The 24,989-nt window shown below is 73.8% G+C and carries 23 protein-coding genes; 9 read left to right on the top strand and 14 right to left on the bottom strand.

Features of this window, described 5'->3' with window-relative positions; all coding sequences use genetic code 11:
• Positions 1 to 68: 68 nt before the first annotated feature.
• The 4 genes from ACFWBW_RS18460 to ACFWBW_RS18445 all read right to left on the bottom strand — a co-directional run bounded on the left by ACFWBW_RS18460 (position 69) and on the right by ACFWBW_RS18445 (position 3,465).
• Positions 69 to 1,103 carry a lytic polysaccharide monooxygenase gene (locus ACFWBW_RS18460; RefSeq protein ID WP_385373641.1) on the bottom strand — a complete coding sequence of 345 codons (1,035 nt, stop codon included), beginning with the start codon at positions 1,101 to 1,103 and terminating at the stop codon, positions 69 to 71.
• Between the two features lie 248 nt (positions 1,104 to 1,351).
• A complete protein-coding gene (locus ACFWBW_RS18455) occupies positions 1,352 to 1,855 on the bottom strand; it encodes a hypothetical protein (RefSeq protein WP_385373639.1) in 504 nt (167 codons plus the stop codon).
• Between the two features lie 150 nt (positions 1,856 to 2,005).
• Positions 2,006 to 2,488, bottom strand: a complete 483-nt coding sequence (locus ACFWBW_RS18450) for a DUF402 domain-containing protein (RefSeq protein WP_385373638.1) — start codon at positions 2,486 to 2,488, stop codon at positions 2,006 to 2,008.
• 29 nt (positions 2,489 to 2,517) lie between these two features.
• On the bottom strand, positions 2,518 to 3,465 hold the full coding sequence (locus ACFWBW_RS18445) for a GNAT family N-acetyltransferase (RefSeq protein WP_385373636.1): 948 nt from the start codon (positions 3,463 to 3,465) through the stop codon (positions 2,518 to 2,520).
• A 71-nt stretch (positions 3,466 to 3,536) separates the two neighbouring features.
• Between ACFWBW_RS18445 and ACFWBW_RS18440 the strand changes: the two genes are divergently transcribed.
• On the top strand, positions 3,537 to 3,929 hold the full coding sequence (locus tag ACFWBW_RS18440; RefSeq protein ID WP_385373634.1) for a GntR family transcriptional regulator: 393 nt from the start codon (positions 3,537 to 3,539) through the stop codon (positions 3,927 to 3,929).
• 158 nt (positions 3,930 to 4,087) lie between these two features.
• Here the strand turns inward: ACFWBW_RS18440 and ACFWBW_RS18435 are convergent, their stop codons facing one another.
• Together ACFWBW_RS18435 and ACFWBW_RS18430 are read right to left on the bottom strand one after the other, a co-directional pair.
• Positions 4,088 to 4,630, bottom strand: coding sequence for an FABP family protein (locus ACFWBW_RS18435; RefSeq protein ID WP_385373633.1), 543 nt, complete (start codon positions 4,628 to 4,630; stop codon positions 4,088 to 4,090).
• Positions 4,631 to 4,872: 242 nt separating this feature from the next.
• Positions 4,873 to 5,973 carry a DUF5925 domain-containing protein gene (locus tag ACFWBW_RS18430; RefSeq protein WP_385373631.1) on the bottom strand — a complete coding sequence of 367 codons (1,101 nt, stop codon included), beginning with the start codon at positions 5,971 to 5,973 and terminating at the stop codon, positions 4,873 to 4,875.
• A 218-nt stretch (positions 5,974 to 6,191) separates the two neighbouring features.
• On the opposite strand from ACFWBW_RS18430, the gene ACFWBW_RS18425 reads away from it, so the two are divergent.
• Positions 6,192 to 6,992: an SGNH/GDSL hydrolase family protein gene (locus ACFWBW_RS18425; protein ID WP_385373655.1), complete on the top strand. Its 801-nt coding sequence runs from the start codon at positions 6,192 to 6,194 to the stop codon at positions 6,990 to 6,992.
• Between the two features lie 4 nt (positions 6,993 to 6,996).
• On the opposite strand, the gene ACFWBW_RS18420 is transcribed toward ACFWBW_RS18425, so the two are convergent.
• On the bottom strand, positions 6,997 to 8,694 hold the full coding sequence (locus ACFWBW_RS18420) for a serine/threonine-protein kinase (protein WP_385373629.1): 1,698 nt from the start codon (positions 8,692 to 8,694) through the stop codon (positions 6,997 to 6,999).
• A 287-nt stretch (positions 8,695 to 8,981) separates the two neighbouring features.
• Here ACFWBW_RS18420 and ACFWBW_RS18415 point away from each other — a divergent pair, with 287 nt between their 5' ends.
• On the top strand, positions 8,982 to 9,251 hold the full coding sequence (locus ACFWBW_RS18415) for a hypothetical protein (protein ID WP_030720225.1): 270 nt from the start codon (positions 8,982 to 8,984) through the stop codon (positions 9,249 to 9,251).
• A gap of 68 nt (positions 9,252 to 9,319) precedes the next feature.
• Here ACFWBW_RS18415 and ACFWBW_RS18410 read toward each other — a convergent pair whose 3' ends face one another.
• The 3 genes from ACFWBW_RS18410 to ACFWBW_RS18400 all read right to left on the bottom strand — a co-directional run bounded on the left by ACFWBW_RS18410 (position 9,320) and on the right by ACFWBW_RS18400 (position 12,391).
• Positions 9,320 to 10,540 (bottom strand): CaiB/BaiF CoA transferase family protein, encoded by a 1,221-nt coding sequence (locus ACFWBW_RS18410; protein ID WP_385373628.1) that lies wholly within the window; start codon positions 10,538 to 10,540, stop codon positions 9,320 to 9,322.
• Between the two features lie 76 nt (positions 10,541 to 10,616).
• Entirely contained in the window at positions 10,617 to 11,405 is a 789-nt protein-coding gene (locus ACFWBW_RS18405; RefSeq protein WP_385373626.1) for an ABC transporter permease, read from the bottom strand.
• A complete protein-coding gene (locus ACFWBW_RS18400) occupies positions 11,402 to 12,391 on the bottom strand; it encodes an ATP-binding cassette domain-containing protein (RefSeq protein WP_385373624.1) in 990 nt (329 codons plus the stop codon). The genes ACFWBW_RS18405 and ACFWBW_RS18400 overlap by 4 nt, the downstream gene beginning before the upstream one ends.
• 69 nt (positions 12,392 to 12,460) lie before the next feature.
• Here ACFWBW_RS18400 and ACFWBW_RS18395 point away from each other — a divergent pair, with 69 nt between their 5' ends.
• Positions 12,461 to 13,186: a TetR/AcrR family transcriptional regulator gene (locus ACFWBW_RS18395; protein WP_385373622.1), complete on the top strand. Its 726-nt coding sequence runs from the start codon at positions 12,461 to 12,463 to the stop codon at positions 13,184 to 13,186.
• A 501-nt stretch (positions 13,187 to 13,687) separates the two neighbouring features.
• Here the strand turns inward: ACFWBW_RS18395 and ACFWBW_RS18390 are convergent.
• Positions 13,688 to 14,872, bottom strand: a complete 1,185-nt coding sequence (locus tag ACFWBW_RS18390) for a type ISP restriction/modification enzyme (RefSeq protein WP_385373653.1) — start codon at positions 14,870 to 14,872, stop codon at positions 13,688 to 13,690.
• 172 nt (positions 14,873 to 15,044) lie between these two features.
• On the opposite strand from ACFWBW_RS18390, the gene ACFWBW_RS18385 reads away from it, so the two are divergent.
• Positions 15,045 to 15,206 carry a hypothetical protein gene (locus tag ACFWBW_RS18385; RefSeq protein WP_385373620.1) on the top strand — a complete coding sequence of 54 codons (162 nt, stop codon included), beginning with the start codon at positions 15,045 to 15,047 and terminating at the stop codon, positions 15,204 to 15,206.
• A 35-nt stretch (positions 15,207 to 15,241) separates the two neighbouring features.
• Here the strand turns inward: ACFWBW_RS18385 and ACFWBW_RS18380 are convergent, their stop codons facing one another.
• Positions 15,242 to 16,042 carry a GntR family transcriptional regulator gene (locus tag ACFWBW_RS18380; RefSeq protein ID WP_385373618.1) on the bottom strand — a complete coding sequence of 267 codons (801 nt, stop codon included), beginning with the start codon at positions 16,040 to 16,042 and terminating at the stop codon, positions 15,242 to 15,244.
• A gap of 10 nt (positions 16,043 to 16,052) precedes the next feature.
• A complete protein-coding gene (hmgA, locus tag ACFWBW_RS18375) occupies positions 16,053 to 17,375 on the bottom strand; it encodes a homogentisate 1,2-dioxygenase (RefSeq protein WP_385373616.1) in 1,323 nt (440 codons plus the stop codon).
• Positions 17,376 to 17,536: 161 nt separating this feature from the next.
• On the opposite strand from hmgA, the gene ACFWBW_RS18370 reads away from it, so the two are divergent.
• The 4 genes from ACFWBW_RS18370 to ACFWBW_RS18355 all read left to right on the top strand — a co-directional run bounded on the left by ACFWBW_RS18370 (position 17,537) and on the right by ACFWBW_RS18355 (position 23,195).
• Complete coding sequence (locus ACFWBW_RS18370) at positions 17,537 to 19,717, top strand: right-handed parallel beta-helix repeat-containing protein (RefSeq protein ID WP_385373614.1); 2,181 nt, start codon at positions 17,537 to 17,539, stop codon at positions 19,715 to 19,717.
• Positions 19,718 to 19,830: 113 nt separating this feature from the next.
• Complete coding sequence (locus ACFWBW_RS18365; protein ID WP_385373651.1) at positions 19,831 to 20,643, top strand: cupredoxin domain-containing protein; 813 nt, start codon at positions 19,831 to 19,833, stop codon at positions 20,641 to 20,643.
• Between the two features lie 421 nt (positions 20,644 to 21,064).
• Entirely contained in the window at positions 21,065 to 22,525 is a 1,461-nt protein-coding gene (locus ACFWBW_RS18360; protein ID WP_385373613.1) for a hypothetical protein, read from the top strand.
• Positions 22,526 to 22,574: 49 nt separating this feature from the next.
• Positions 22,575 to 23,195, top strand: coding sequence for a TetR family transcriptional regulator (locus ACFWBW_RS18355; RefSeq protein ID WP_385373649.1), 621 nt, complete (start codon positions 22,575 to 22,577; stop codon positions 23,193 to 23,195).
• Between the two features lie 129 nt (positions 23,196 to 23,324).
• Here ACFWBW_RS18355 and ACFWBW_RS18350 read toward each other — a convergent pair whose 3' ends face one another.
• Positions 23,325 to 24,680, bottom strand: coding sequence for an AMP-binding protein (locus ACFWBW_RS18350; protein WP_385373611.1), 1,356 nt, complete (start codon positions 24,678 to 24,680; stop codon positions 23,325 to 23,327).
• Positions 24,681 to 24,989: the final 309 nt, after the last annotated feature.

The raw sequence follows: 24,989 nt of genomic DNA, 5'->3' as shown, positions 1-24,989 counted from the left end.
GGCCCGTCCTGCGGGCCGCCCGCCGCCGGAGTCACCGCGCCTCGGCGCAACCGCTCCGTGGTGGCCGGTCAGCGGCCATGGCGGCCCGGGATCGCACGGCGGCGGGCCAGCCCGAACAGCACGGCCGCGCCGACGGCCAGGACGCCCGCTCCGCCGATCGCGATCACCGGGGTGGCGGTGCTGCCGCCCGTCTCGGCGAGGTTGGTCCCGCCGTTCGAGGGGATCGGGGCCGGGGCGGCGCCGTTCGTCTTCGGGTCGTTGTCCCCGTGCCCGCCGTGCTCCACCGTGGACCGGTCGGCGCCCTCGGAGATCTGCTGGTCGGTGGGGGCCGAAGGCCGCTGCGACGGCTGCTCCGCGGGCGGCTCGGAGGGCGTGGAACTCGGCTTCGCAGTCGGCTTGGAGCTGGGCTTCGCGGTCGGCTTCGCGCTGGGCTGCCCCCCGTTGCCGCCCGTACCGCTCCCGCCGTTGTCCTTCCCGAAGACCACGTCCGAGCAGGTGTAGAAGGCCTCGGGGCTGTCCGAGCGCTGCCAGACGCTGTAGATCAGGTGCCGGCCGGTCTTGTTCGGGACGGTGCCGGAGAAGACGTAGTCGCCGTTCTGCATCCCCGGGTCGGTGACCTTCGCGAAGGGCGCCGCCTCCAGGTCGGACCACTTCAGCGGCTTCGACGGGTCGTAGCCGTCCTTCGTCACGTACAGCTCGAAGGAGCCCTTGTGCGGGGCGGTCCCCTTGTAGCGGAAGGTGTGCGCGCCCGCGGCCATCGGGCTCGCCGGCCAGTCGGCGCGCGCCAGGTCCAGCCCCCTGTACTTGTCGTTGCCCGCCGAGCACAGCTGCCCGTCCGGGATCAGGGCCTTGCTCTGACCGGCGGCGTTGGCGATGTTCACCGCGTTCCAGTCGTAGAAGGCCTGCGCCCCGCTCGCCGCGACCGCCGCCTTGCAGGCCGCCGACCTCGGGGACTCCGGGCCCTCCGCGTAGCATGCCGCCACCCGGCTGACCGGGTCCGTCATCGAGCCGTGGGCGGCCGCGGGAACGGCGGCGTACACGGCCACCGCGAGCGGGGCGAGGCCGGCGGCGGCGATGCGGGCGGCGGTACGGCGTGCGGGCATGGTGGATCTCCTCTGGGCACGGCACAGGGCTGCGCGAGTCGTGGGTGCGCCGGAAGACCGGGGCTGTGCGGCGCCGCCCCTCACGGGTTCGCGGCGCCGCCTCCGGCCCTCCCTGGCCCAGCCAAACTAGCCGCCCGCGGGCGCCGTTCCACCGGCTCGAGGGCCCAAGAGCCGATCCTTAGGCTCCAGTTAAGGCAGGGGTAAGAAGGACCTCAGGAAGCGGCGCCGCGGACCCCTGTACCCGCGCCTCACGCGTCCGCCCACTCCCGCAGGAGGGCTTCGCGCTCGGGCGGCGGCGGTGAGGCGCCGAGGTGGTTCCGGCTCCACGCCGTGAGGGTCCCGGGGTCCGACGTGCCCTCCCGGTAGCGCGCGAGCAGGTGCTGGGACAGGGCGATCTCCCGGGAGGTGTAGCCCGAGGTCGCCGCCGGCACCATGAGATCCTCCCTGCCGTCCTCCGTCGCGAGGGTCAGGACCATCAGTGGCGGGCCCTCGTGTCCGTAGCCCGTTTCCAAGGTCAGCACCGCTTCCAGCACCGCGACCAGGACGCGGCCCGCGCGCTTTGCCGAATTCCGCACGGGCACGGCCTCCACGACCGCCGATCGCAGGCTCGGCCACGGCCACGACCGGACGCCGTCCGGGCCGTGCGCCCGCACGCCTTCGGAGGTGAGGCGGACGCAGTGGCCCTCCGCGTTCGGCGGAGAACCCACGTACACCGCGTCCTCGGTGATCCAGAACAGTCCCACCATCGCCATGGCCGACTCCTGTCGTACGTGCCCGTCCCTACGGGGCTGCTTCCTCGGTCCCGGGCGCCCACGGCACCCGGTTCCAGTAGGCCGCGCCCGTGCCGGGCGGCACACGCCCCTGCATTTCGGGGCTTGACAGGCCGCGGATCAGTCGGCGGATCAGGCCAGCAGCGCGGCCAGTCCGGCCGCCGAACGGGCCTGGGCGTCCAGGGCGTCCAGGGCCCGTACCGCCTGGGCGGCCGCTTCGGGGTCGGTGTCGGCGAGGCCGCTCCCGGCGAACTCGTCCTCGTCGAGCCGCAGGACCGAGCTCCCGTCGGCCGACACCCACAGGTCGAGGTCCAGGTCCTCGATCAGGATCACCCCGTCCGCCACCGACGCCGGGCGGGTGACGTCGCAGTACCAGCCCTTGAGGACGCCCTCGCCCGTCCGCACCTCCTTGACCGCGTACCAGCGGTCGCGCCAGAAGTGCTCGGTGAACACGTCGCCCGGCTCGAAGCGGACGAAGCCGAAGTCCCGTACCCCGGGGGCCGCCCAGGGGGCCCGTACGGTGATCCGGGTGCCCGTGTCGGCCACCAGCTCGGCCGGGTAACGGATCTTCGTACGGCCCGCCTTGGTGAGGGCGACGGTCAGCTGCGCGGTCATCGGTGTGTCTCCGGTTCTCTCGGCATCGTTCAATTGTCCGATGTGGGAAGGCGCTTGGCGAAGCGGGTCTCGGTCGCGCAGACCTCGTACCCGAAGCGGGTGTTGATCGCGAGCATCGGGGCGTTGGCGGTGTCGTTGCCGGTGAATGCCTCCGTGTAGCCCGCCGCGCGGGCCCGCAGCAGCGAGTCGGTCTTGGCGGTCCTGGCCAGTCCCAGCCCGCGGAACGGGCGCAGGGTGCCCGTCATCGCGGAGGAGTAGCGGGTGCCCCCGTCCGTGTGGGCGGCGGTGAAGGCGGCCACCCGGCCGTCGACCAGGACCACGGTGGTGAGGTCCGGATCGAGGTAGGGGTGGTTCCAGGTGTGCCGCAGCCAGTCCTCGTAGTCGTCGAAGTCCTGTGACACGTCGCCCGGTTCGTCGGAGCTCGCCGCCGCGTCGGCCTCGAAGAGCGGCCGCGGATCGGCGGCGAAATCCGAGGCGGTGCGCAGCTCGGCCCCCGCCGGAAGCTTCCCGGGAAGGGCGGGCAGTGCGGCCGTGGTCAGGTCGAGGCGCAGGAAGTGCGCGGAGCGGGAGGCGTGGTAGCCGTGCCGCTCGGCGAAGGCGCGGTGCGGCGGCTCGTCGAGGACCCAGGCGTACGCGTCCTTCGCGCGCTCGGCCCCCAGGTGGTCCTCGGCCGCGCCCAGCAGGGCGGTTCCGGCGCCGAGGCCGCGGTGGGCGGGGTCGACGTAGGCGTTGACGAACCCCTGGCCCGGTTCGGGGCTGTCGTAGACGATGCCGACCTGGGCGGTGCCCACGACGAGGCCGTCGGCGTTCTCGGCGACGAGGAGGCGGTAGCGCTTGTCGGGGTGGGCGGAGGCCAGCTCGAAGGCCACCCCGCGGGCGGTACTGATCATGAAGGGGAGGGCGGCGCGGCGCACCCGTACGACGGACTCGGCGTCGGTCGGGTCGCCGGGGCGCAGATCCCGGATGGTTGTGATCACGTGGCGACGGTAGGGGCGCAGGAGGGTCGGGCGCCTGCGAATTTCCCGGCGGATGGGGGACAATCGGCCGCGTGACCTCGACTTCTCCGCACCTGAAGATCCGCATCGACGGCGCGGCGGGCGCCGCCGCCCCGTACGAGCAGCTGCGCGCCCAGATCGCCGGCGGGGCGCGGGCGGGCCGGCTGCCCGCCGGGTTCAAACTGCCGACGGTCCGCGGCCTCGCGGAGGAACTGGGGCTGGCCGCGAACACGGTCGCGAAGGCGTACCGGGCGCTGGAGTCGGACGGAGTGATCGAGACGCGCGGCCGGGCGGGCAGTTTCGTGGCGGCGTCGGGCGACGGGCCCGCCCGTGAGGCGGCCACCGCCGCGCAGGCCTATGCGGAGCGGGCGCGGCGGCTGGGCCTGACCTTCGACGAAGCGACCGCGGCGGCGCTGGACGCGCTGCGCGCGCGGTACGCGGACTGACTCCGGGCGGCCGACGGACGGGTCGGTGCTCCGACGGACGGGTCGGTGCTCCGACGGACGGGTCGGTGCTCCGACGGACGGGTCGGTGCTCCGACGGACGGGTCGGTGCTCCGACGCGCGGGTCGGATGCCCTGGCGACGGGTCCGGTGTCGCGGCTGTCAGTCCTTGCGCGGGCTCAGCCGGGCCTGGAGGTGGTGCTGCATGGGCTGGCCCACCGCGGCCATCTCCTGCACGATCGTCAGCTCGCCGTCCTGGAGCGCGTACCGGCGCTTCATGCCGGTGACCTCCTTGGCCCGCGGGGTCAGCCCCACCGTGTCGGTGGCCATCTCGATCTCCGTACCGGAGACCTGGCCCACGTACGTCTCGACGATGCCCGTCGGGTGGGCGAGGGTGACCTCGACCGAGGCGTCCGGGAGGATGCGCCACCACCCGGTCTCCCGCCCCGCGGGGCGCAGGGCGGTGCCGGAGTCGTCGATCAGCCAGGCGCGGGACTCGTAGCAGAGGAAGGGCCGGCCGTCGTGGCTGAAGGTGATCTCCTGCTCGTACCGGAACCCGTGCTCCAGCGTCGGGTACTCGCCGCTGCCCCGGCCGTGCCAGCGTCCGATGAGGCCGAGCACCGGCTGGAGCTGGGGGTGCGGTTCGGGGCCCTCGCCGAGGACGTGGCTGTCGGGGAAGGGGTTGTCCTGCGCCGGTTCGAGCACGGTGCGTTCTCCTGTTTCGTGGTTCCCCCGAGGGTGTGCGCGGCCGGTGGGGGCCTTCGGCCGCACCCTCATTGTCCTCGCCGTGCCCGCTGCACCCGTGCGCGCCCCGCGCGGTGGGAGCCGTGGGCGCCCCGTGCCGTAGGGCCCATGGGCGCCCCGCGCCGTAGGGACGGTGGGCGCCCCGCGCCGTAGGACGGTGGGCGTCGGCGCACCCGCAGGCGCCGGACCTGAAGCCGCAGCACCTACAAGTACATCCCCGCGTCCGCGTCGTGGCCCTGCGGCGGCAGGAGGGCGGCGGGGCCCGAGGCGCCGCGGCGCAGGGCGTAGAGCTCCGCCAGGGTCGCGCCCTCGCGGGAGATGCCCTCGTCGGTGCCGAGCCAGTCCACCGCCTCGCGGTGCGTCAGCCGGCCGATCTCGATGCGGGCGAGGCAGCGCCCCGGCCGGACCACCGCCGGGTGGAGCCGCTCCAGGTCCTCGTTGGTCGTGACGCCCACCAGGACGTTGCGGCCCTGGCCGAGGAGGCCGTCGGTGAGGTTCAGCAGCCGTGACAGCGCCTGCCCGGCGGTGTGCCGGGCCTCGCCGCGGATCAACTCGTCGCAGTCCTCCAGCAACAGCAGCCGCCAGCGGCTCTTCGCGGTGCCCTCGTCCTCGCCGATCGCGATGTCCATGAGGTAGCCGATGTCGTTGAACAGCCGCTCCGGGTCCAGTACGCAGTCCACCTGGCACCAGTCCCGCCAGGACCGGGCGAGCGTGCGCAGGGCGGAGGTCTTCCCGGTGCCCGGAGGACCGTGCAGCAGGAGCAGCCGGCCGGCGATGTCGTCCGGGGTGACCTTCATCAGCCGGTCCATCGCCCCGGCCACCGGAGCCGTGTAGTTGGGCCGCACCTCTTCCCAGGTGCCGGCCGCGATCTGCCGGGTCGTGCGGTAGGGGCCGCGGCGCGGGGAGACGTACCAGAACCCCATCGCGACGCTCGTAGGCTGCGGTTCGGGCTCGTCCTGCGCGCCTTCCGTGGCCTCGCCGAGCACACCGGCGGCGAGTTCCTCGCTGACCGCCGTCACCGTGACGTCCGCGCCGCGGCTCCAGCGGGAGACGAGCATGGTCCAGCCCTCGCCCTCGGCGAGCGTCGCGCTGCGGTCGCTGTCGCGGGCGGAGCGCAACACGGTTGCCCCGGACGGCAGCAGGGTCGCTCCCGGCTTGACCCGGTCGATCGACACGCTGTGCGAGTGGGGCTGCTCGCCGGACGCGAAGCGGCCGAGGAACAGCGCGTCGACGACGTCCGACGGGGAGTCGCTGTCGTCGACGTTGAGCCGGATCGGCAGCGCGTCTTGGGGGTTGGCTGGCATGGCGCCCATGATCCGGCACGAACTGCCCTCATGCACCCGTGTTTCGCCGGATCGGGTGGCGGGATTCCCTCTTCAAACGCCATGCGGGTGAAGATTCGCGCCGCATGTCCGCCCCGAACATTCTTGGCATGGACACTTCCAGCCGACCTCGGTTCCTTGTACCACGGACTCAGGAGTAACTCCGGAGTAACCCCCCACAAGGAGCCGCACACATGAGCATGAGAATGCCTCGTTTCGCCGCCTTGGCCTCTGCCCTGTTACTCGCCGCGGGCGCAGCCCTGTTCGGAGCCGGTCAGGCATCCGCCGCCGCCGACTTCGGCTACGTCGCCCTCGGCGACTCCTACTCCTCCGGCGTCGGCGCCGGCAACTACGACAGCGCAAGCGGGAACTGCAAGCGCACCACCCGCGCCTACCCGGCCCTCTGGGCCGCCGCACACGCCCCCCAGACCTTCTCCTTCGTCGCCTGCTCGGGTGCTCGTACGGGTGACGTGATGAGCGGCCAGCTCGCACCGCTGAACGCCGGCACCGACCTCGTCAGCATCACCATCGGCGGCAACGACGCCGGGTTCGCCGACGTCATGACCACCTGCGTCCTCCAGTCCGAATCCACCTGCGTGAGCCGCGTCAACCAGGCCAAGGCCTACGTCGACTCCACCCTCCCCGGCCAGCTCGACCAGGTCTACAACGCCATCCACAGCCGTTCCCCGGGCGCCCGCGTGGTCGTCATCGGCTATCCCCGCTTCTACAAGCTGAACGGCACCTGCGTGGCCGGGCTGTCGGAGGGCGAGCGCACCGCCATCAACGGCGCCTCCGACTACCTCAACGCCGCCATCGCCAAACGCGCCGCCAACCACGGCTTCGCCTTCGCCTCGGTCGCCGGCGCCTTCACCGGGCACGAGATCTGCTCCGGCAGCGCCTGGCTGCACAGCCTCAACTGGCTGAACATCGGCGAGTCCTACCACCCGACCGCCGCCGGACAGTCCGGCGGCTACTTGCCCGTCTTCACCGGCGCGGCCTGACGCGTCACGGACCGGCCGTCGGACCCGGGTTCGGTGACGGGGACGCGGTCGGTCCGGAAGTGCTCGGGGAGGAGGCCCCGCCCGTCGGGGTCTCCTCCTCGCACGTCACCGAGAACTCCAGCCAGGCCGAAGCCGCTTCCGAAGGCGCCCTGACCTCCAGCCGCACCGCGTCCTCGAAGGTGGCGTCCGGATAGTGCGTCAGCTCCGTGTGCTCCAGCCGTACGCTCCGCGGCCCGCCCGCCGGGTACGCGAGGGTCTGCCAGCCGGGGCTCGTGGTCTGCCCGCTGCGCGTGGCCCAGCGGTACTCCACCACCGCCGGGGTGCGGTCCACCGCGACGGTGGCGGTGAAGGCGGGCGCCTCGGCGGCGGGCGCCGGGCAGTTCCCGCTGTGGGTGTCCCGGACGGCCCGGACGGCGGACACCGTGATGCCGGCCGGCGGCGTGACCGAAGGGGAGGGTGAGGAAGAGGGGGAAGGGGAGGGCGAGGGGGAGCCGCTCGGGGAGGGCGTCGGGGAGGGCGAAAGGCTCTGCGTGACGGTCGGGGCGGGCGTCGCCCCGTCTCCGCCGTCTCCGCCCGTGTCGCGGTCCTTCAGCAGCAGCCACCCCAGCAGGACCACCACCGCGAGCAGGACGACGATCCCGCCGGTCAGCACCAGCCCGGCCCCGTTCCGCTCGGGCTCCTGGGGATGGGCCGGTGCCGGTCCGGCCCCGGGTCCGGGCGCCGGCAGCGGCGGGGTGGGGTGGCCGTACCGGTGCTGCGCCACGGAGGTCGGGCCGTCCGCCCCCGCCGCCCCCGCCGTCGGACCCGCTGCGGGACCCGACACCGGGCCGCCGGACGCCCGTACGGTCCCGCCCGCGCCGACGATGCGCAGCATCCGGGCCGCCTCCGTCGCGGACAGCCGTTCCTCGGGGTCCTTGACCAGCAGCCCGTCCAGGACGGGCGTCAGCGGCCCGGCCCGCAGCGGTGGCGGGAACTCCTCCTCCACCACCGCCCGCAGCGTGGCCACCGGGGACTCCCGGCGGAAGGGCGAAACCCCCTCCACGGCCAGGTACAGCGTCACCCCGAGCGCCCACAGATCCGACGCGGGGCCCGGCTCGCGCCCCAACGCCCGCTCGGGCGGCAGGAATTCGGGCGAGCCGATCACCTCGCCCGTCATGGTGATGGCGGTGGAGCCCTCCAGGCTCGCGATCCCGAAGTCGCCGAGCACCACCCGGCCGTCGTTGGCGATCAGCACGTTGCCCGGTTTGACGTCCCGGTGCAGCACCCCCGCCTCGTGCGCGGAGCGCAGCGCCGCCAGCACCTGCTCGCCGATGTGCGCGGTCCGCTGCGGGGTGAGCGGGCCGTCGCCCTCCAGGACCTCCGCGAGCGAGAGTCCCCGTACGATCTCCATCACGATCCAGGGCCGGCCGTCCTCGGTGGCCACGTCGTAGACGGTGACCACGCCCCGGTGCGAGACGCGGGCCGCGGCCCAGGCCTCCCGCTCGAGGCGCTGGTACATCCTGGCCACCTCGGCCTCGTCCATTCCGGCCGGTGCGCGCACTTCCTTGATGGCGACCTCGCGCCCCAGGACCTCGTCCCGGGCCCGCCACACCACGCCCATGCCGCCGCGGCCGAGCGGGCCCAGCAGGCGGTAGCGTCCGGCGATGACGCGGTCGCCGGCCCCGTCCCCGTTCGACGCGGACTCAGTCACCGAAAGCCTCATTCACGCGCGCCCCCAAGAGCGTTACCGGACGATCACTCCAAGTTAGCGCAGAGCGTGCGCCGTGGCTCCGGTCGCGATAGGAGTCACGCAGTCGGCGCCGATGCGGTTCCATGTCCCGCACGCCTCGCCGGATTTCGCGGAGAGTGACGATCGACTCCGCTGAGTAATCGTCAACTCCCGCTCGCCACAGGGGCAATTCACACGACCGGGATACCCGTGCGCGACGTGGGGACGATAGGGTTACCCTGCCCGGTGGGCCGGGTGCCCTCGTACGGGTGGGGAGAGACATGGAACAGATAGCAATGCGCAGCAGGCCGCCTCGCGTGCCTGCCATCACTTGCGGGAGCGGTGCGACCAGTTCGCGCCTCGACCGCCACCTCGCCGTGCTGGGCGGTCCCGCCGTCCCGCACCGCGAGACCGCCGAGGCGACGCTGCTCATGCGTGAGCTGACCTCGCGCGACCACACGCACCGGCTGCGGAGCCGGAGCGCGCGCGTTTCGCTCTTCGCGCCGCTGCGGAGGCTGCGGCGCACCCTTTTCGGCAGCCGCCGCTCGTAACCGTCCCCGTCCGGTTCCGGTCCCAGCAGCGCCGCCGCTTCGTCCCCGGCCTGATCAACCCTGCCCAGTCAGCGAACCACACCGTCCCGGCGCAGTGCCGTGATCTGTTCGCCCGTCATCCCCAGGGCGAGCAGCAGGGCTTCGGTGTGTTCGCCGAGCGCGGGCACCGCACCCATGTGCGGTGCCGCGCCGCCGGGCAGCCCGATCGGCGGCAGCAGGGCCCGCAGCGGGCCCGCGGGTGAGCCCACCTCCCGCCAGCGGTCCCGGGCCTCCAGTTGCGGGTGCGCGGCGAGCTGTGCCACCGAGTTCAGCCGTGCGCAGGCGATCCCCGCGGCCTCCAGCCGCTCGATGGCCGTGTCCGCGCGGAGCCGGCCCAGCGCTTCGGCGACCACCGCGTCGGTCTTCTCCCGGTTCGCGGTGCGCGCCGCGTTCGTCGCGTACCCCGAATCCTCGGCCAACTCCGGCTGCTCCAGCACCTGTTCGGCGAGCCGTCGCCACTCCCGGTCGTTCTGCACCGACAGCAGCACGCGGTCCCCGTCGGCCGTCGCGTAGGCGTCGTAGGGCGCGATCACGGCGTGCGCGAGGCCCGTCCGCACCGGCTGCTCCCCGCCGTGCATGGTGTGGTGCAGCGGATGCCCCATCCACTCGGCGAGCGCGTCGAGCATCGACACCTCCACCCTGCCGCCGCGCCCGGTGATCCCGCGCCGCAGCAGGGCCGCGAGCACGCCCGAGAAGGCGTACATGGCCGCCGCGATGTCCGCCGCCGGGATCCCCGCCTTCACCGGCTGCTCCGGGGTGCCGGTCACCGAGACCAGGCCGGCCTCGCACTGGACGAGCATGTCGTAGGCGCGCTTGTGGGCGTACGGCCCTTCGGGCCCGTAGCCGGAGACGTCCACGGCGACCAGCCGGGGGTAGCGGGCGCACAGCGCGGCGGAGTCGAGCCCGAGCCGGGCGGCGGCCCCCTGGGCGAGGTTCTGCACGAACACGTCGGCCCCGTCGAGCAGCCCGTGCAGGACCTCCCGGCCGCGCGGGTCCTTGAGGTCGAGCGCGATCGACTCCTTCCCCCGGTTGGCCCACACGAAGTGCGAGGCGAGACCGTGCGCGGCGGTGTCGTAGCCGCGCGCGAAGTCCCCGCCGTCGGGCCGCTCGACCTTGATCACCCGGGCGCCGAGGTCGGCGAGCTGACGGGTGGCGAAGGGTGCGGAGACGGCCTGCTCGACGGAGACGACGGTGATGCCGTCGAGGGGGAGGGGTTCGGCGGCGGGCGTGTCGTTCGTGTCGGGTTCCATGACGGCCTGCCTACCCGCCCCGGGCGGATCTGTCCACGATCTTCGGGTCCGGCCCGTCCGCCCACCCGTCCCGGACTCAGCCGAGGCCACGCGCGAACCGGCGCGTGGCGGCCGGCGCGAAGAGGGCCAGCAGGGCCAGGGACCACAGGAGCGCCCCGGCGACCGGGTGTGCGACCGGCCACGCGGCGCCCGCCACGGCCTCGCCTCCGGCGTTGCCGCACAGGGCGCGCACGGCGGTGGCGACGGCGCTGATCGGGTTCCACTCGGCGAGCGTGCGCAGCCACCCGGGCAGCCCGGCCGTCGGCAGGTACGCGCTGGAGAGCATCGGCAGGATGAAGGTGGCGCTGGCGAGCTGCCCCGCCGCCTCCTCGCTCTTGCTCAGCAGCCCCAGGTACGTCCCCACCCACGCGGTGGCGAAGCGGAACAGCAGCAGGACGCCGAAGGCCCCCAGCGCCCCCGGGAGCCCGTTCTCCGCCCGCCAGCCCATCGCCAGCCCCACCAGGATCAGCGGCACCATCGAGATGCCGGTGGTCAGCAGGTCCGCGGCCGTCTGCCCGAGCGGCACCGCGCTCCGGCTCATCGGCAGGGTCCGGAAGCGGTCCATCACCCCGCGGTGCGCATCCTGGGCGGCCGTGAACATGCCGGTCATCAGGCCGTTCGCGGCGGTGGCGGCGAGCAGTCCCGGGACCAGGAACTGCCGGTACTCGGAGCCCGGCATGGCGAGCGCGCTGCCGAAGACGTACCCGAAGAACAGCAGCATGGTGACGGGCATGGTCTGGGTGAGGATGAGCAGGGCCGGGGCGTGCCGGGCCTTTTGCAGCTGGCGGGTGAAGACGGCGCCGCCGTCGGACAGCAGGGTGCTCATACGGCCTTCTCCTTCTGGTCGTCGGCCACGGCGGGGTTCTCGGATGCCCGGGGGGCTCCGACGAGGCGCCGGAAGACCTCGTCGAGGGTGGGCGGGCGCAGGCTCGCGTCGGTGACGGCTATGCCGGCCGCGTCGAGCGCCCGGACGATCCGCGGCAGCGTGAGCCCGGGGTCGAGGGCGGTCGCGCCGACGGTGAGGCGCTCCCGGTCCAGGGTGGGCAGACCCCCGGTCAGCTGGTCGAGCACGGCGGCCGCGCCCTCGAGGGCGGCGGCCGTGTCGACGCAGACCTCGGCGTAGGAGCCGATCCGGGCCTTGAGTTCGGCCGGAGTGCCGGTGGCGGCGGCCCGGCCGTGGTCCACGACCACGATGTCGTCGGCGAGCCGGTCGGCCTCCTCCAGGTACTGGGTGGTGAGCAGCACGCTGGTGCCCTCGCGCGCGAGGGCGCGTACGGCCGTCCAGATCTGCTCGCGGGCTGTCGGATCCAGGCCGGTGGTGGGTTCGTCGAGGAACAGCACGCGGGGCCGGGTGACCAGTCCGGCGGCCAGGTCCAGCCGCCGGCGCATACCGCCCGACCAGGTGCTCGCCACCCGGCCGGCCGCCTCGGTGAGGCTGAAGGCGTCCAGTAGTTCGTCGGCGCGGTCCCTGGCCGCCCGGCCGCGCAGACCGGCGAGGCGGGCGAAGAGCCGGAGGTTCTCGGCGCCGGTCAGGTCCCCGTCGACCGAGGCGTATTGGCCGGTGGCCCCGATGGTGCGGCGGACGGCGGCCGGGTCCCGGGCGACGTCGTGTCCGGCGACGAGGGCGCGGCCGGCGGTGGGTGCGGTGAGGGTGGTGAAGATCCGGACGGCGGTGGTCTTGCCCGCGCCGTTGGGGCCGAGGAGGCCGCAGACGGTGCCCTCCGGGACGGTGAGATCCAGACCGCGCAGGGCGCGGACCTCGCCGTAACTCTTCTCCAGACCCTCACTAAGTACGGCGTACGTAGTAGTCATGCGGTCACCCTACCTCACTACGTACGCCGTACGTAACTACGATGGTGGGGATGGACGAGGTGATGAGTGATGACACCCAGCGGCCGCTCCGCTGAACCCGAAGTGATCTGGGCCCGCCCGCCGCGGGCCGGCCGCGGCCCCCGGCCCGCCCACAGTCGCGACTCCATCGCCGCCGAGGCGGTGCGGATCGCCGACGAGGAGGGGGTCGACGCCGTCTCGATGCGGCGCGTGGCGGCCGGGATCGGCGCGGGGACCATGTCCCTCTACAACTACGTGCCGCGCAAGGAGGACCTGTACGAGCTGATGGTCGACGCGGTCAGCGGGGAGTACGATTTCGCGCCGCCGGCCGGCGACTGGCGGGCCGACCAGCTCGCGCTGGCCCGCCAGACCCGGGCCGTCATGCACCGGCACCCCTGGCTGCCCCGGCTGCTGAGCCCCGTCTACGGATTCGGCCCGAACGCCCTGCGCTACCTCGAGCACAGCCTGGCGTGCCTGGCGCCGCTCGACGCTCCGGGCGGGGAGAAGCTGGAACTGATCGCCGCGATCAACGGCACGGTGGCCACGTTCGTCGCGGGTGAACTGGCCCTGGCCGAACGGGCCCGCCAACTCCCCTGGAGCGAGGCCGAAGAACAGGCCGTACGGGCGTCCTGGCTCGGCTCCCGACTGGCGACGGGGGAGTACCCGCTGCTGGCGGACGTGCTCGCGACCGCGCCGGGAGTCCCGGGCGAACTGCCCGACCCGGCGGCGGTCTTCGACCGCTCGATGTCGCGCCTGCTGGGGGCGTGGGGCCCCTGACCGCCCGCGCGGCCGCCGGGGCCAGGGGGCCGGCCGGCGCGGCACCGCCGCCGGGCTCCGCCCCCGACCCCGCGCCTCAAACGCCGGCGGGGCGGGATCTTGGGTCTGACGCCAGTCCCACCCCCCGGCCAATCCCAGCCTCGCCGGCGTTTGAGGCGCGGGGGCGGGGTCGGGGGCGGAGCCCCAGAGGGGTCCGGGCGGAGCCTGGTACCCCTTCCAGCCCGTCCGGCGTTTGAGGACCGGGTCAGGGCGGAGCCCTGGGAACGGTGGAAGGGTGGGTAGGGGACTTCGCCCCGCAGGGCCGAGCCAGCCGCACCATCGCGCCCACGCCCGCCCACGCCCGCCCGTGGGCGGCCCGCCACAGGACAGGCCCTGCCCAGGCGGGCCCTGCCCAGGCGGGCCCTGCCCAGGCGGGCCCCGCCCAGGCAGGCCCCGCCCAGGCGGGCCCCGCTCCGGGAGGCCCCGGCCCAAGGCGGGCCGCCCCCGTGAGGCCCCCGCGCCTCAGAGCAGCGCGAACTGCCCGCCCGGCCCCTCCTCCTGGTGATCCAGGACCGAGGCCGGCCGCCGGGCCCACCCGGGCGCCGGCAACACCCCGCCCGCACGCAGCTCCGCAGCGACCAGCACCGGCCCCACCTCGAACGCGGCCCGCTCCGGCTCCAGTTCGGCAAGCAGCGCCAGGGTCGTCACCAAACCGAGCAGCTCCGAGGTCCAGCCCTGCGGCCACTCCGCCGGCCCCACCGCGTCCAACCCCTCGGCCTCCGGGTCCCGGTGCGCGAGCCGTGCGGCGAACCAGGACTCCAGGACGCGCACGCCCTGGGCCTCGTACGCCCACGCCCCGGCCGGTACGGGCGACACGGTGCCGCTGCCCCCGCTCCCGGCCCCGCTCCCGGCCCCGGCCCCGGCCCCGGCCCCGGCGCCGATGGTCAGGGTCTCGCTCTCCGGGTCGTACGAGAGCTCGCTCGGCCACGCCGGCAGTGCCGAGCGGACGTACGGCCGGCGCCCGCCGGGCAGCCGGGGCGCCTCCCCGCCGCGGGCCCCGCGCAGCCGGACGGAGAGCAGCCGGTGGCCCAGCTCCAGCCCGGCCCGCCAGCGCGCGGCGTCGGCGGTGAGGGGGACCTCGTACCCCCGGGGGCCGGGGCGCCCGGCGGCGAGGATCCAGCAGACCACGTCCTCGGGGGTGACCCAGGTGCCGTAGCGCTCGCCGAGCAGGTGCTGCAGCCCGGGGGCGAGATTGGGCTCGGCGCCGCCCGGGCGGCGGTGCAGCGGGCGGATCCGGCCGAGCCGCCCGGCCGGCAGGTGCGCGGTGACCTGCAGCGCCGCCGGCTGCGCGTGCTCCACGACGAACAGCTGGTGCTCGTCCAGCACCCGCCACAGCTCCGGGCGGGCCAGGTCGATGAGCCGCTGATCGGGCAGCAGCCACTGCTCGTCGAAGGGCTCGCGCAGGATCCGTACGGGGTCGGGGCGCGGCCCGGGCACGTCCGCGAAGCGGGCCGTGGAACCGGCGCGCTGGCCCGGCAGCGCCGCCGCCCCGGCGCCCGTGGTGCGCGCCCGGGTCGGGCGGAACAACCGCTCCCGCTCGGGGCCCTCGGCGGCGGCCAGGGCGGCCCACCGGGCGCGCAGGGTGGCCGGATCGGGGGCCGCGACCCAGGACCGGCCCAGGCGCAGGGAGCCCACGGCCCAGGGCATCAGATCGTCCAGCAGCGGGTTCTGCGGGGATGCGTCAGCGCTCACCCGGCCGATGGTAGCGACGCCAACCGGTGACCGGGCCGCGTCCAGGCCGGAGAGTTAGGCTCGCTATGTAGGGATCTGCCCGGATCCGGACGGAGCCGGGCCGAACCGGGTGACCCGGGAGGCGGACATGAGCCAGTACGACGAGTACTCGACCCCGTCGCAGGCCGAGGGGGAACGGCTCGACGAGGACCTGGACGAGAAGCAGAAGAAGCTCCGCCACGTCCAGACGCAGCGGACCACGCCCTCCCAGGCGGAGGGCGAGCGCGGAACGGAGGACGACCAGAAGTAGCGGTCGAGCGGGAAGAAGCAGAGGCCGCCCGGAAGTCAGTGCGCGTCGACGGTGACGGTGAAGGAGAACCGGTCCCCGCGGTACCGGATCCGCGCCACGTCGACGACCCGGCCGGAGGCGTCGTACGTGACGCCCGTGTAGTGCAGGATCGGGCTCAGCAGGGGCACTTGGAGCAGCTCGGCCGTGAGCGGGTCGGCGAGCCGCGCCTCCACCGTGTCGGTGATCCGGCTGATGTCGACCTTCACGATGTCCCGCAGCACCTTGGTCATCGGCCAACGCTCCAGATCCGCCAGGTCGATGGAGTCGGCGAGCTCCGGACGCACCGCGTTCTCCGCCCAGTTGGTCGGCTCGCCGCTCTCGCTGTCGCGGCGGAGCCTGCGGTACGTGACCACCTCGGCGGTGTCCGGGAAGTGCTCCAGCAGCTCCCCGGGCACCGCCGTCCGCTCGTGCCCCAGGATCGTCGTACGGTCGCCCGACTGCTGCGCCACGATCGCGTCGACCGAGCCGAGCAGCTGGACGGGGGCCCCGCGCAGCGCCGTCGGCTCGATGAAGGTCCCGCGCCGCCGGTGGCGGCTGATGAGGCCCTCGGTCTCCAGCTCCTTGAGCGCCTGCCGCATGGTCAGCACGCTCACCCCGTAGTGCTCGGCGAGCTGCTCCTCGGTGGGCAGGCGCAGCGACGCCTCCGCGGTGCGCCCGAGTATGGAGGCGCGCAGCGACTGGGAGACCTGGTACCAGAGCGGCAGCTTCCGGTTCAGTACCAGCGAGTCGGGGGCGAAGGCGGTCACGGGTGGTTCTCCGTAGGACGGGGTGGGCGCCGCGGCGGCGCCGTGCGGCATGCTCGTGATGTTAGGCGCGGAAGTGGCGCTCGAGACCCTGCCAGACGTCGTCGTATCCGCCCTGGAGGTGCTCCGCGCCGGCCGCCTGGGCGGTCGCGGTGATCGGCCAGCGGGTCTCGAACATGAAGGCCAGGCCGTCGTCGATCTTCTGCGGCTTCAGTTCCGCGGCGCTCGCCCGGTCGAAGGTCTCCCGGTCGGGGCCGTGCGCGGACATCATGTTGTGCAGCGAGCCGCCGCCGGGCACGAAGCCTTCGGCCTTGGCGTCGTAGGCGCCGTCGATGAGCCCCATGTACTCGCTCATCACGTTCCGGTGGAAGTACGGCGGGCGGAAGGTGTCCTCGCCGACCAGCCAGCGCGGTGCGAAGACCACGAAGTCCACGCCCGCCAGGCCCGCCGTGTCGGAGGGCGAGGTCAGCACCGTGAAGATGGACGGGTCGGGGTGGTCGTAGCTGATCGAGCCCAGGACGTTGAAACTGCGCAGGTCGTAGACGTACGGGACGTGCGTGCCGTGCCAGGCGACCACGTCGAGCGGTGAGTGGTCGTAGGTGGCCGTCCAGAGGTTGCCGCAGAACTTGTTGACGACCTCGGTCGGACGCTCGGCGTCCTCGTACGAGGCCACCGGTGCGCGGAAATCGCGGGCGGCGGCGAGCCCGTTGGCGCCGATGGGGCCCAGGTCGGGGAGCTCGAAGGGCCGGCCGTAGTTCTCGCAGACGTACCCGCGGGCGGCCTCGTCCTGGAGCTCCACGCGGAAGCGGACCCCGCGCGGGATCAGCGCCATCTCGCCGGGACGGGCGCTCAGCAGGCCGAACTCGGTGCGCAGGAGCAGGCCGCCGCGCTCGGGGACGATCAGCAGCTCGCCGTCGGAGTCGCTGAACACCCGGTCGGTCATGTCGGCGTTCGCGGAGTAGAGGTGGATGGCCATCCCGGAGCGCTGGGTGGCGTCGCCGTTGCCGCCGAGGGTCCACAGGCCCGCCAGGAAGTCCGTGCCGGGGGCCGGGTCGGGCAGCGGGTTCCAGCGGAGCCGGTTCGGGTCGGCCGGGGCCTCCGTGAAGGGCGCGGAGCGCAGGGCGCCGTTGCCGGTCCGGGTGAAGGGCGGGTGCGCGGCGGAGGGGCGGATCCGGTAGAGCCAGGAGCGCCGGTTGTGGGAACGCGGCTCGGTGAACGCGCTGCCGCTGAGCTGCTCCGCGTAGAGGCCGAGGGGGGAGCGCTGGGGCGAGTTCCGCCCGATCGGCAGTGCACCGGGGACCGCCTCCGAGCTGTGCTCATTGCCGAAGCCGGTGAGGTACTCCAGTGCCTCCGCCGTCTTCCTGGCCTGCTCGCTGCCGCCGCTCATTGCACGCTCCCGGTCTGCCGAAGGAATCCTATGCCTGACAGTAGGATTCCTGGGCCCACGCGTCAACGGGGGATTCCGGTCGGTCGGCCGACAGGCCTGTCAGCGGTCTATTGCTGCGCGAGGGGATCCCAAAAGATGAACATTGCTCTACTCTCACGCGCATGTCGTGGACCCGCAGGTTTCCTGCCGTGCCGGCGGCGCTCCTCGCCGCCCTCCTGGCGCTTTTGTCACTCCTCGTCGCCGCGCCCGCCGCGAGCGCGCACGAGGAGCGCCCCGTCGAGCTCCCCGACGGCACCGGCTCCGTACCCGCCTACCGTGCGGGCGAGCCCGACCTGATCGTCTGCAAGACCGACCGCCCCGCCTTCGAGCGCCGGATATCCGCCTTCCCCGACGCCCTCAAGCAGCGCAACCTCGCCCTGTACGAGCGCTGCGAGAAGAACGGCTTCCGCGACCTCCAGGCGGCCGTCGACGCCGTGGACCGCCCGGGCATGAACATCGCGATCCTCCCCGGCCTCTACGAGGAGGAGCCCTCGCTCCCCGCGCCGACCGGGGAGTGCGCCTCGCTCAAGGCGCCCAACTCCTCGCTCGGCTACCAGATCCTCACGTACGAGCAGCAGGTGGCCTGCCGCCACAACCAGAACCTGGTCGCCATCCTCGGCAAGACCGACCTCCAGATCGAAGGCACCGGAGCCTCCCGCCAGGACGTGGTCATCGACGCCAAGTACCAGAAGCTGAACGCGATCCGCGCCGACAAATCCGACGGCGTCTACTTCCGGAACTTCACCGCCCAGCGCACCACCTTCAACTCGCTGTACGTCCTCGCGGCCGACGGCTTCGTCATCGACGACGTCCTGACCCGCTGGAACGACGAGTACGGCTTCCTGACCTTCGCCAGCGACCACGGGCTCTACAAGAACTGCGAGTCCTACGGCAACGGCGACTCCGGCATCTACCCCGGCAGCGCCTCCGACATCAACGAGGACCGCGGCTACGACGTCCCCCGCTACTCCATCGAGATCACCGGCTGCCGCAGCCACCACAACATGGTCGGCTACTCCGGCACCGCGGGCGACTCGGTGTGGGTGCACGACAACGAGTTCGACCAGAACATGGGCGGCGCCTCGATGGACAGCGCCTTCCCCGGCCACCCGGGCCTCCCGCAGAACCACGCCTTCTTCGAGCGCAACCTGATCCACGACAACAACGCCGACTACTACCACTACGTGGCGGACGGCACCTGCGCCAAACCGCCCGCCGAACGCGGCTACGAGCAGGGGGTGGTCTGCCCGCAGATCTCCATGCCCCCCGGCACCGGCATCATCACCGCCGGCGGCAACTGGAACCTCTACGAGGACAACTGGGTGTACGGGCACCAGCGCGCGGGCTTCTTCCTCTCGGCCGTGCCCGCCTTCATCCGCGGCGAGGAGGAGCTGTCCAAGCAGACCGACACCTCCCACCACAACCGCTACGCCGGCAACATCCTGGGCAAGGACAAGTCCGGTGCCTCCCGCCCCAACGGCATGGACGTCTGGTGGGACGGCCAGGGCCGGGGAAACTGCTGGCAGCAGGGCCCGGACGGCTCCACCCCGGGCACGCTCCCGCAGTGCGGCGAGCGCCGCGGCGCGGTCTCCGGTGCCTCGGCCCGGCTGGCCGGTGAACCGGTGAAGCTGGCCCAGCTCCTCGTCTGCGCCGACTACAGCGTCCAGGCGCGCAAACTCCCGGCCGGCTGCGACTGGTACGGCTCCCGGGGCCTCCAGCGGGTGGAGACCCAGCTCGCCCTCGCCGTCGCGGCGGTCCTCCTCCTGGTCGGCGGCCTCCTGTGGTGGCGCCGCCTGCGCGGCTCCCGCCCGGCTACGGTGGCCGCCCTGCTCGGCCTCGCGGGCCTGGCCCTGGACGTGGCCGGCTCCACGATGGGCCTGATCGGCACCTTCGTCCCGGCGCTGGCCCTGCTCTGCCTCGGCCTGTGGTGGACCGGCACCGGCCTCGCCCTGCGCCCCACCCGGCCCTGGCTGGCCCGCCTGACCCTGCTGCTGGGCGCGCTCACCCTCCTCGACGCCTTCGACAAGGCCGTCCTGATGATCCCCTGGGTCCCGCTCAGCCCCGCCTGGATACGGTCGCTCGTCGCGGTGGTCTGGATCCTCTGGGCCGTCATCGCCGCCGCCCGCCCGGGCGGCACCCCGGCCCGCCCGGCAGGCCCGGGCGACGACCCGGCCGGCGACCGGGTCCCCGTCCCCGCAGGCCCGGCCCCGACCCGCAGCGCCGAAGCCGAGGCCGAGGCAGAGGCCGAGGGCGGTACCGGCGCCGGCACGCAGCGAGGTGCGGCCAGGGGAGAGCAGCCGTGACGGGGCACCCGGGCCACCCCGGCGACCGCCCCGAACGCCGGACCTGGTGCGACGTGTGCGGCACGCCTCCGCGCAGGTCCCGCTGGTCCCGCCGGACGAGCCGGGCCACGGCACTGCTCGCCCTGGCCCTGCTCCTGGCCGGCGGCGCGGCGACGGGCTGCGGGGGCCGGGCCACCACCCACCACAAGCCCGGCACCACCCACGAGCAGGCCTCCGGGAAGGTCGGCACCCTGCTCACCGCCGACGACGGCGCGGGCCACCGGCTCCGCGAGGTCCCGGCCGAGGGCGCGCCGGAGGTCCGGCTCGCCGCCCGGCCGGACTCCGAGGACGGCTGGAACCTCCAGCTGACGGTGGCGAACTTCCACTTCACCCCCGACAGCACCGGCGGCGCCGCCCTCCCGGGTGCCGGGCACGCACACCTGGAGCTGGACGGCCGCAAACTGGCCCGCCTGTACGGCCCTTGGTTCCACCTGCCCGCCGCGCAGGTACCCGAGGGTGGCACGCGCACCCTGACCGTCCGCCTCTACGCGGACGACCACACGGCCTGGGCGGTGGCGGGCAAGCCGGTCGAAGCCACCCTCCAACTGGCCCCGGGATCCGCCCAGTCCACCCACTCCCACGCCCCGGCCGCACCGTCTCCCACGCCCCCCGAGGCGGAGCAGGCCGACCGCACGGTGACCATCACCGTGCGGGACGGCAAGGTCAGCCCGGCCCCGGGCCGGGTGGAAGTCAAACGCGGCGAACGCGTGGCCCTACGCGTCACCAGCGACCGTGCGGACACCCTGCACGTCCACGGCATCGACAAGGAACTCGCCCTGCCGGCAGGCCAGGAGGCCACCCTGATCCTGACGGCCGACCGCACGGGCCTCTTCGAGGTCGAGACCCACGAGTCCAACCTCGTCCTGACCCAACTCGTGGTCCGATGACCCCACCCCGACGCCCGGAACCGCCCCGGATCCCGACCACGTCCCTGCCTCCGACCGGGCCACCGGCCCAGGCCGGGGCACCGGTCCAGGCCGGGCCACCAGCCCCGACCGGGCCACCGGCCCCGACCGGGCCCCCAGCCCCGACCGGGCCCCCAGCCCCGACCGGGCCCCCAGCCCCGACAGTGGCACCGGCCCCGACAGGGTCTGTGGCCCCGACCAGGGCGGCGGCCCCGACCAGGGCGGCGGCTCTCAGTCAGGGCTGGGCCTCAGCCCTGGCCTCAGCCGTGGCCTCAGCCCTGGCCCCAGCCCGGGTCCCGGCCCTGGCCTCAGCCCGGGTCCCGGCGCCGGCGGTCCGGTGGTGACCGGGTACGGGCCGGCGGCGGTCCCGTTCGGAGCGTCCGGTGGCGGGTCTGGCCAGGGCGTGGTCCCTCACCCGGGCGATCCGCTCACCGTGCTCGCGCACGGGATCGGCTCGCAGCACGATCTGCCGATCTCTCCCTTCTACGCCTTCGCCGGCGCCTTCACCGCGCTCTTCGTCTCCTTCCTCGCGCTGGGTCTCCTCTGGTCCGCCTCCCGCTTCCGCGGCGATCGTTCCGGCCTCGCTCTGCCCGCCGGGTTCCAGCGGGTGGCCGACGCGCCGGCCACCCGCACCACCCTGCGCGGGCTCGGCCTCCTGGCCGCGCTCGCCGTCCTCCTGTACCTCCTCCTCGGCCCCGACGACCCCGCCCGAAACCCCGCTCCGGGTGCCGTCTACGTCCTGCTCTGGGTCGGCCTCGTCCCCGCCTCCCTCCTCTTCGGCCCCGTCTGGCGCCTCCTCAACCCGCTCCGTTCCCTGCACCGGCTACTCGCCAGGCTGTCGGCGAAGCTCCGTACGGCCCGCCCCTCGGCCGCAGTTACCGCCGCAGCCGCAGCCGCCGCAGCCGCATCCGCGCGCTCCTCCCGGAGTCCGCGAGTCCCTGCACCGCACCTCGCCGCGGTACCGGACCTCCCTGGCCCACAGCTCCCGCAGCCCCCGCGCCCGGAGCCCCGAAACCACCGCCCGCTCCCCGCCCGGCTGGGGCAATGGCCGGCCGCCGTCGGGCTCTTCGCCTTCACCTGGCTCGAACTCGTCTCTCCCGATCCCGCCTCCACCACCACCCTCCTGATCGCCCTGACCGGCTACGCCGCCGTCCAGCTCCTGCTCGCCGCCCGCTACGGCGAGCGCTGGTTCGCCGACGGAGACGCCTTCGAGGTGTACTCCGCTCTCCTGGCCCGGCTCTCCCCCCTCGGCCGTCGCAGCGACGGCCGCCTCGTTCTCCGTAACCCCTTCCACGGACTCGACGCGACGCCCGAGCGGCCCGGACTCGTCGCCACCGTCTGCGTCCTGCTCGGATCCACCGCCTACGACGGCTTCTCCGACAACCCCTCGTGGATCAACGCGATCCAGACCTCCCCCCTCGGCCGCACGGCCGCGGCCACCCTCGGACTCGCCGGAGCCGTCGCCCTCGTCGCCGCCCTCTACTGCCTCTGCGCGGCGGTCACCCGCCTCGTCTGCGGCCCGCACCCTGGCCCGCTGACCGCCTTCGCGCACTCACTCGTACCGATCGCTCTCGGCTATCTCGTCGCCCACTACTTCTCCCTCCTGGTGATCGAGGGACCACGCACAGTAACCATGGCACTGGGCACTGACAACGCCCCGGAACCCTTGTCGCCCTTGGGTCCCGGCGGCCTCGCCGCCCTCCAGGTGATCGCCGTCGTCACCGGCCACGTGCTCGGGGTGATCGCCGCGCACGACCGCTCCGTACGCCTCTTCCCGCCCGCGAAAGCCGTCGCCGGGCAACTGCCCCTGCTCGCGCTGATGATCACGTACACGGTGGGCGGCCTCAGTCTGCTGCTGAACTGAGGCGGCCGAGCCGGTACCGCCGCCCACCCGTGAACCCAGGAGCGGCATGATGGACCCCGTGCCCCCAGCCCATCCCCTGCGCCGGACGCCGATCCAGCAGCGCAGCGCCGACCGCCTCGCCCGGATCCTCGACGCCTGCGCGGAGCTCCTTGACGAGACCGGGTACGAGAACCTCAGCACCCGGGCCGTGGCCCTGCGGGCCGGCGTGCCGATCGGTTCGGTCTACCGGTTCTTCGGCAACAAGCGGGCCATGGCCATCGCCCTGGCCCACCGCAACCTCGACCGTTACGCCGACGGCATCGAGCAGCGGCTGGCGGAGCTACCGGACACCGACTGGCGTCCGGTCGTCGACGCGGTGCTGGACGAGTACCTGGTCATGAAGCGCAGCGTGCCCGGCTTCGCCCTCGTCGACTTCGGGGTGCCGGCCCCGCCGTCCGAGGGCCCCGCCTCCGACCCCAACCACCTGGTCGCCGTCCGCCTGACCGAACTCCTCGGCGCCCACCTCGCCCTCACCCCGGACGCCACCCTCGAACGGGCCGTCCTGGTCGCGGTAGAGGCCACCGACGCCCTGATCCAGCTCGCCTTTCGCAACGACCCGTCCGGCGACCCCGACATCGTCGCCGAAACCCGCGCGATGATGCACGCCTACCTCGCACGCGTCCTGGACTGACGGGACTGACGGGACTGACGGACGGACCGGACTGACGGGGCCGGCCGGGCCGGCCGGACGACCCACGCCCGTCGGGTCGTGACGGCGGCCTCCCGCCCCGGGGGAGACCGCCGTTCCATCACGCGAGGCCTACAGGCGGCCGGTCACCACCAGGTTGCCGTCCGGCGTGCGCAGCGCGAGGGCGCCGGTGCGCAGGTAACCGTCGGGGGTGAAGGAGCGTGCGTTGAGGCCGGGCGAGCGGTAGTAGCCGCGCGCCGTGTAGGGGCCGCGGGCCAGGAGCTCGCCGGGCTCCCCGTCGGGGACCTCCTTGCCGTCGGCGTCGACGACGCGGATCTGATCGTCGGGGGAGAGCGGACGGCCCTGCGTCGTGAGCACCGTCTCGTCCGGATCGTCGGTCCGGGTGAGGGTGAGCAGCCCCTCGTCCGTGCCGAAGACCTGCTGGAGGCGGCAACCCCAGGCGGAGCCCACCCGTTCGGCGGTCGCGCGGTCCAAGGGCGGGGTGCTGCCGCCGACCTGTACGAGACGCAGGCTGCTCACGTCGGCCCGGACCGCGGACGCGGGGTGCGCGTCGAGGAAGAGCCGGGCGGTGGCCGGCGTCACCGAGGCGACGGTGACCCGCTCGCGCTCGACGGCCGCCAGGAACGCGGCGGGTTCCGGGTCCTCGACCAGGACGACGGTGCCGCCGACGGTGAGGGTGCCGATGATGCCGGGGCCGCCGAAGGCGAGGTTGAGGTCGGCGGGCAGCGCGGCGAGGTACACGTCGTCCTGGGTGAGCGACACCAGCTCGGCGGCGGCCCGCGCCTGGTAGGCGTAGTCGTTGTGGGTGCGCGGAACCAGCTTCGGCGCCTCTCCGGCGCCGCCGGAGAGCAGGAAGAGCGCCACTTGACCGGCGCTCAGCGTGAGCGCCGGCTCGGCCGGGGAGTCGAGGGAGTTCAGCGGGAAGTAGTGGCAGCCCGCGGTGTCGGTCGTGAAACCGCCGTACGGGGACGAGGTGCCAGGCGGCTCGTAGGTGAACACCCGGCGCAGGAAGGGGCCCTGGGTCGCGATGTCGGCCGCCATCGCCGTGTGGTCGAAGCCCCGGTAGGTCGGGGGGCCGATGTAGCCGGTGGCCTCGGAGACCTGGACGACGTGGGACACCTCGGCCGCGCGGTGCGAGATCGGGCAGAGCACGGGGACCGCGCCGGCGCGCATCAGCGCGAACGTGGCGACGACGAGCTCGGGGATGTCGGGGAGCTGGACGACGACCCGCTGCCCGGGCCGCAGGCCGCGCAGCCGGAACCCGGCGGCCATCCGGCTCACGCGGCGGTTCAGGGCCGCGTACGTGAGGCGGGTGCCGCCGTGGACGAGCGCGGTCCGCGGTCCGTACTGCACGGCCCAGCCGCGCAGCAGGTTGTCCAGCGTATTGCCCCGCCAGTGGCCGGACGCCCAGTAGTAGTCGACGAATTCCTCGGGCCAGGGCGTGCAGCCGTCGAGCATGGATGTCATTCGGCAATCCAATCCGCCCCTCTCCGTAGGGGCAATGTGCTTTCCCGACCAAGGGTGCTGAAATGCGTCAGCAGAAGGACCAATGGGCGGCGCTGACCAGGGAGAACGGTCGGGGAGTGCGGGGGCCGGCGGGAATGTGCGGCGGGGTGGAGAGGTATTCGAGGGGTGCCCGGCTTCTTGGGGCGCGTTCAATTGCCCCTAGGGCGTGTCCGCAAAGTCCCGCCTGCCTCGCGACGCCCGGCACGTGCTCTCGGCGCACCGGGCGAAATCCCGAGTACGTCCAGTACACGGGCTTCCGCCCGGCACGCC

Origin of the sequence: Streptomyces sp. NPDC059957, assembly GCF_042730015.1 — a bacterium.
Lineage (GTDB): Bacteria > Actinomycetota > Actinomycetes > Streptomycetales > Streptomycetaceae > Streptomyces.
The sequence above is the reverse complement of the archived record's forward strand: the minus strand, read 5'-3'. Positions and strand labels throughout refer to the sequence as shown.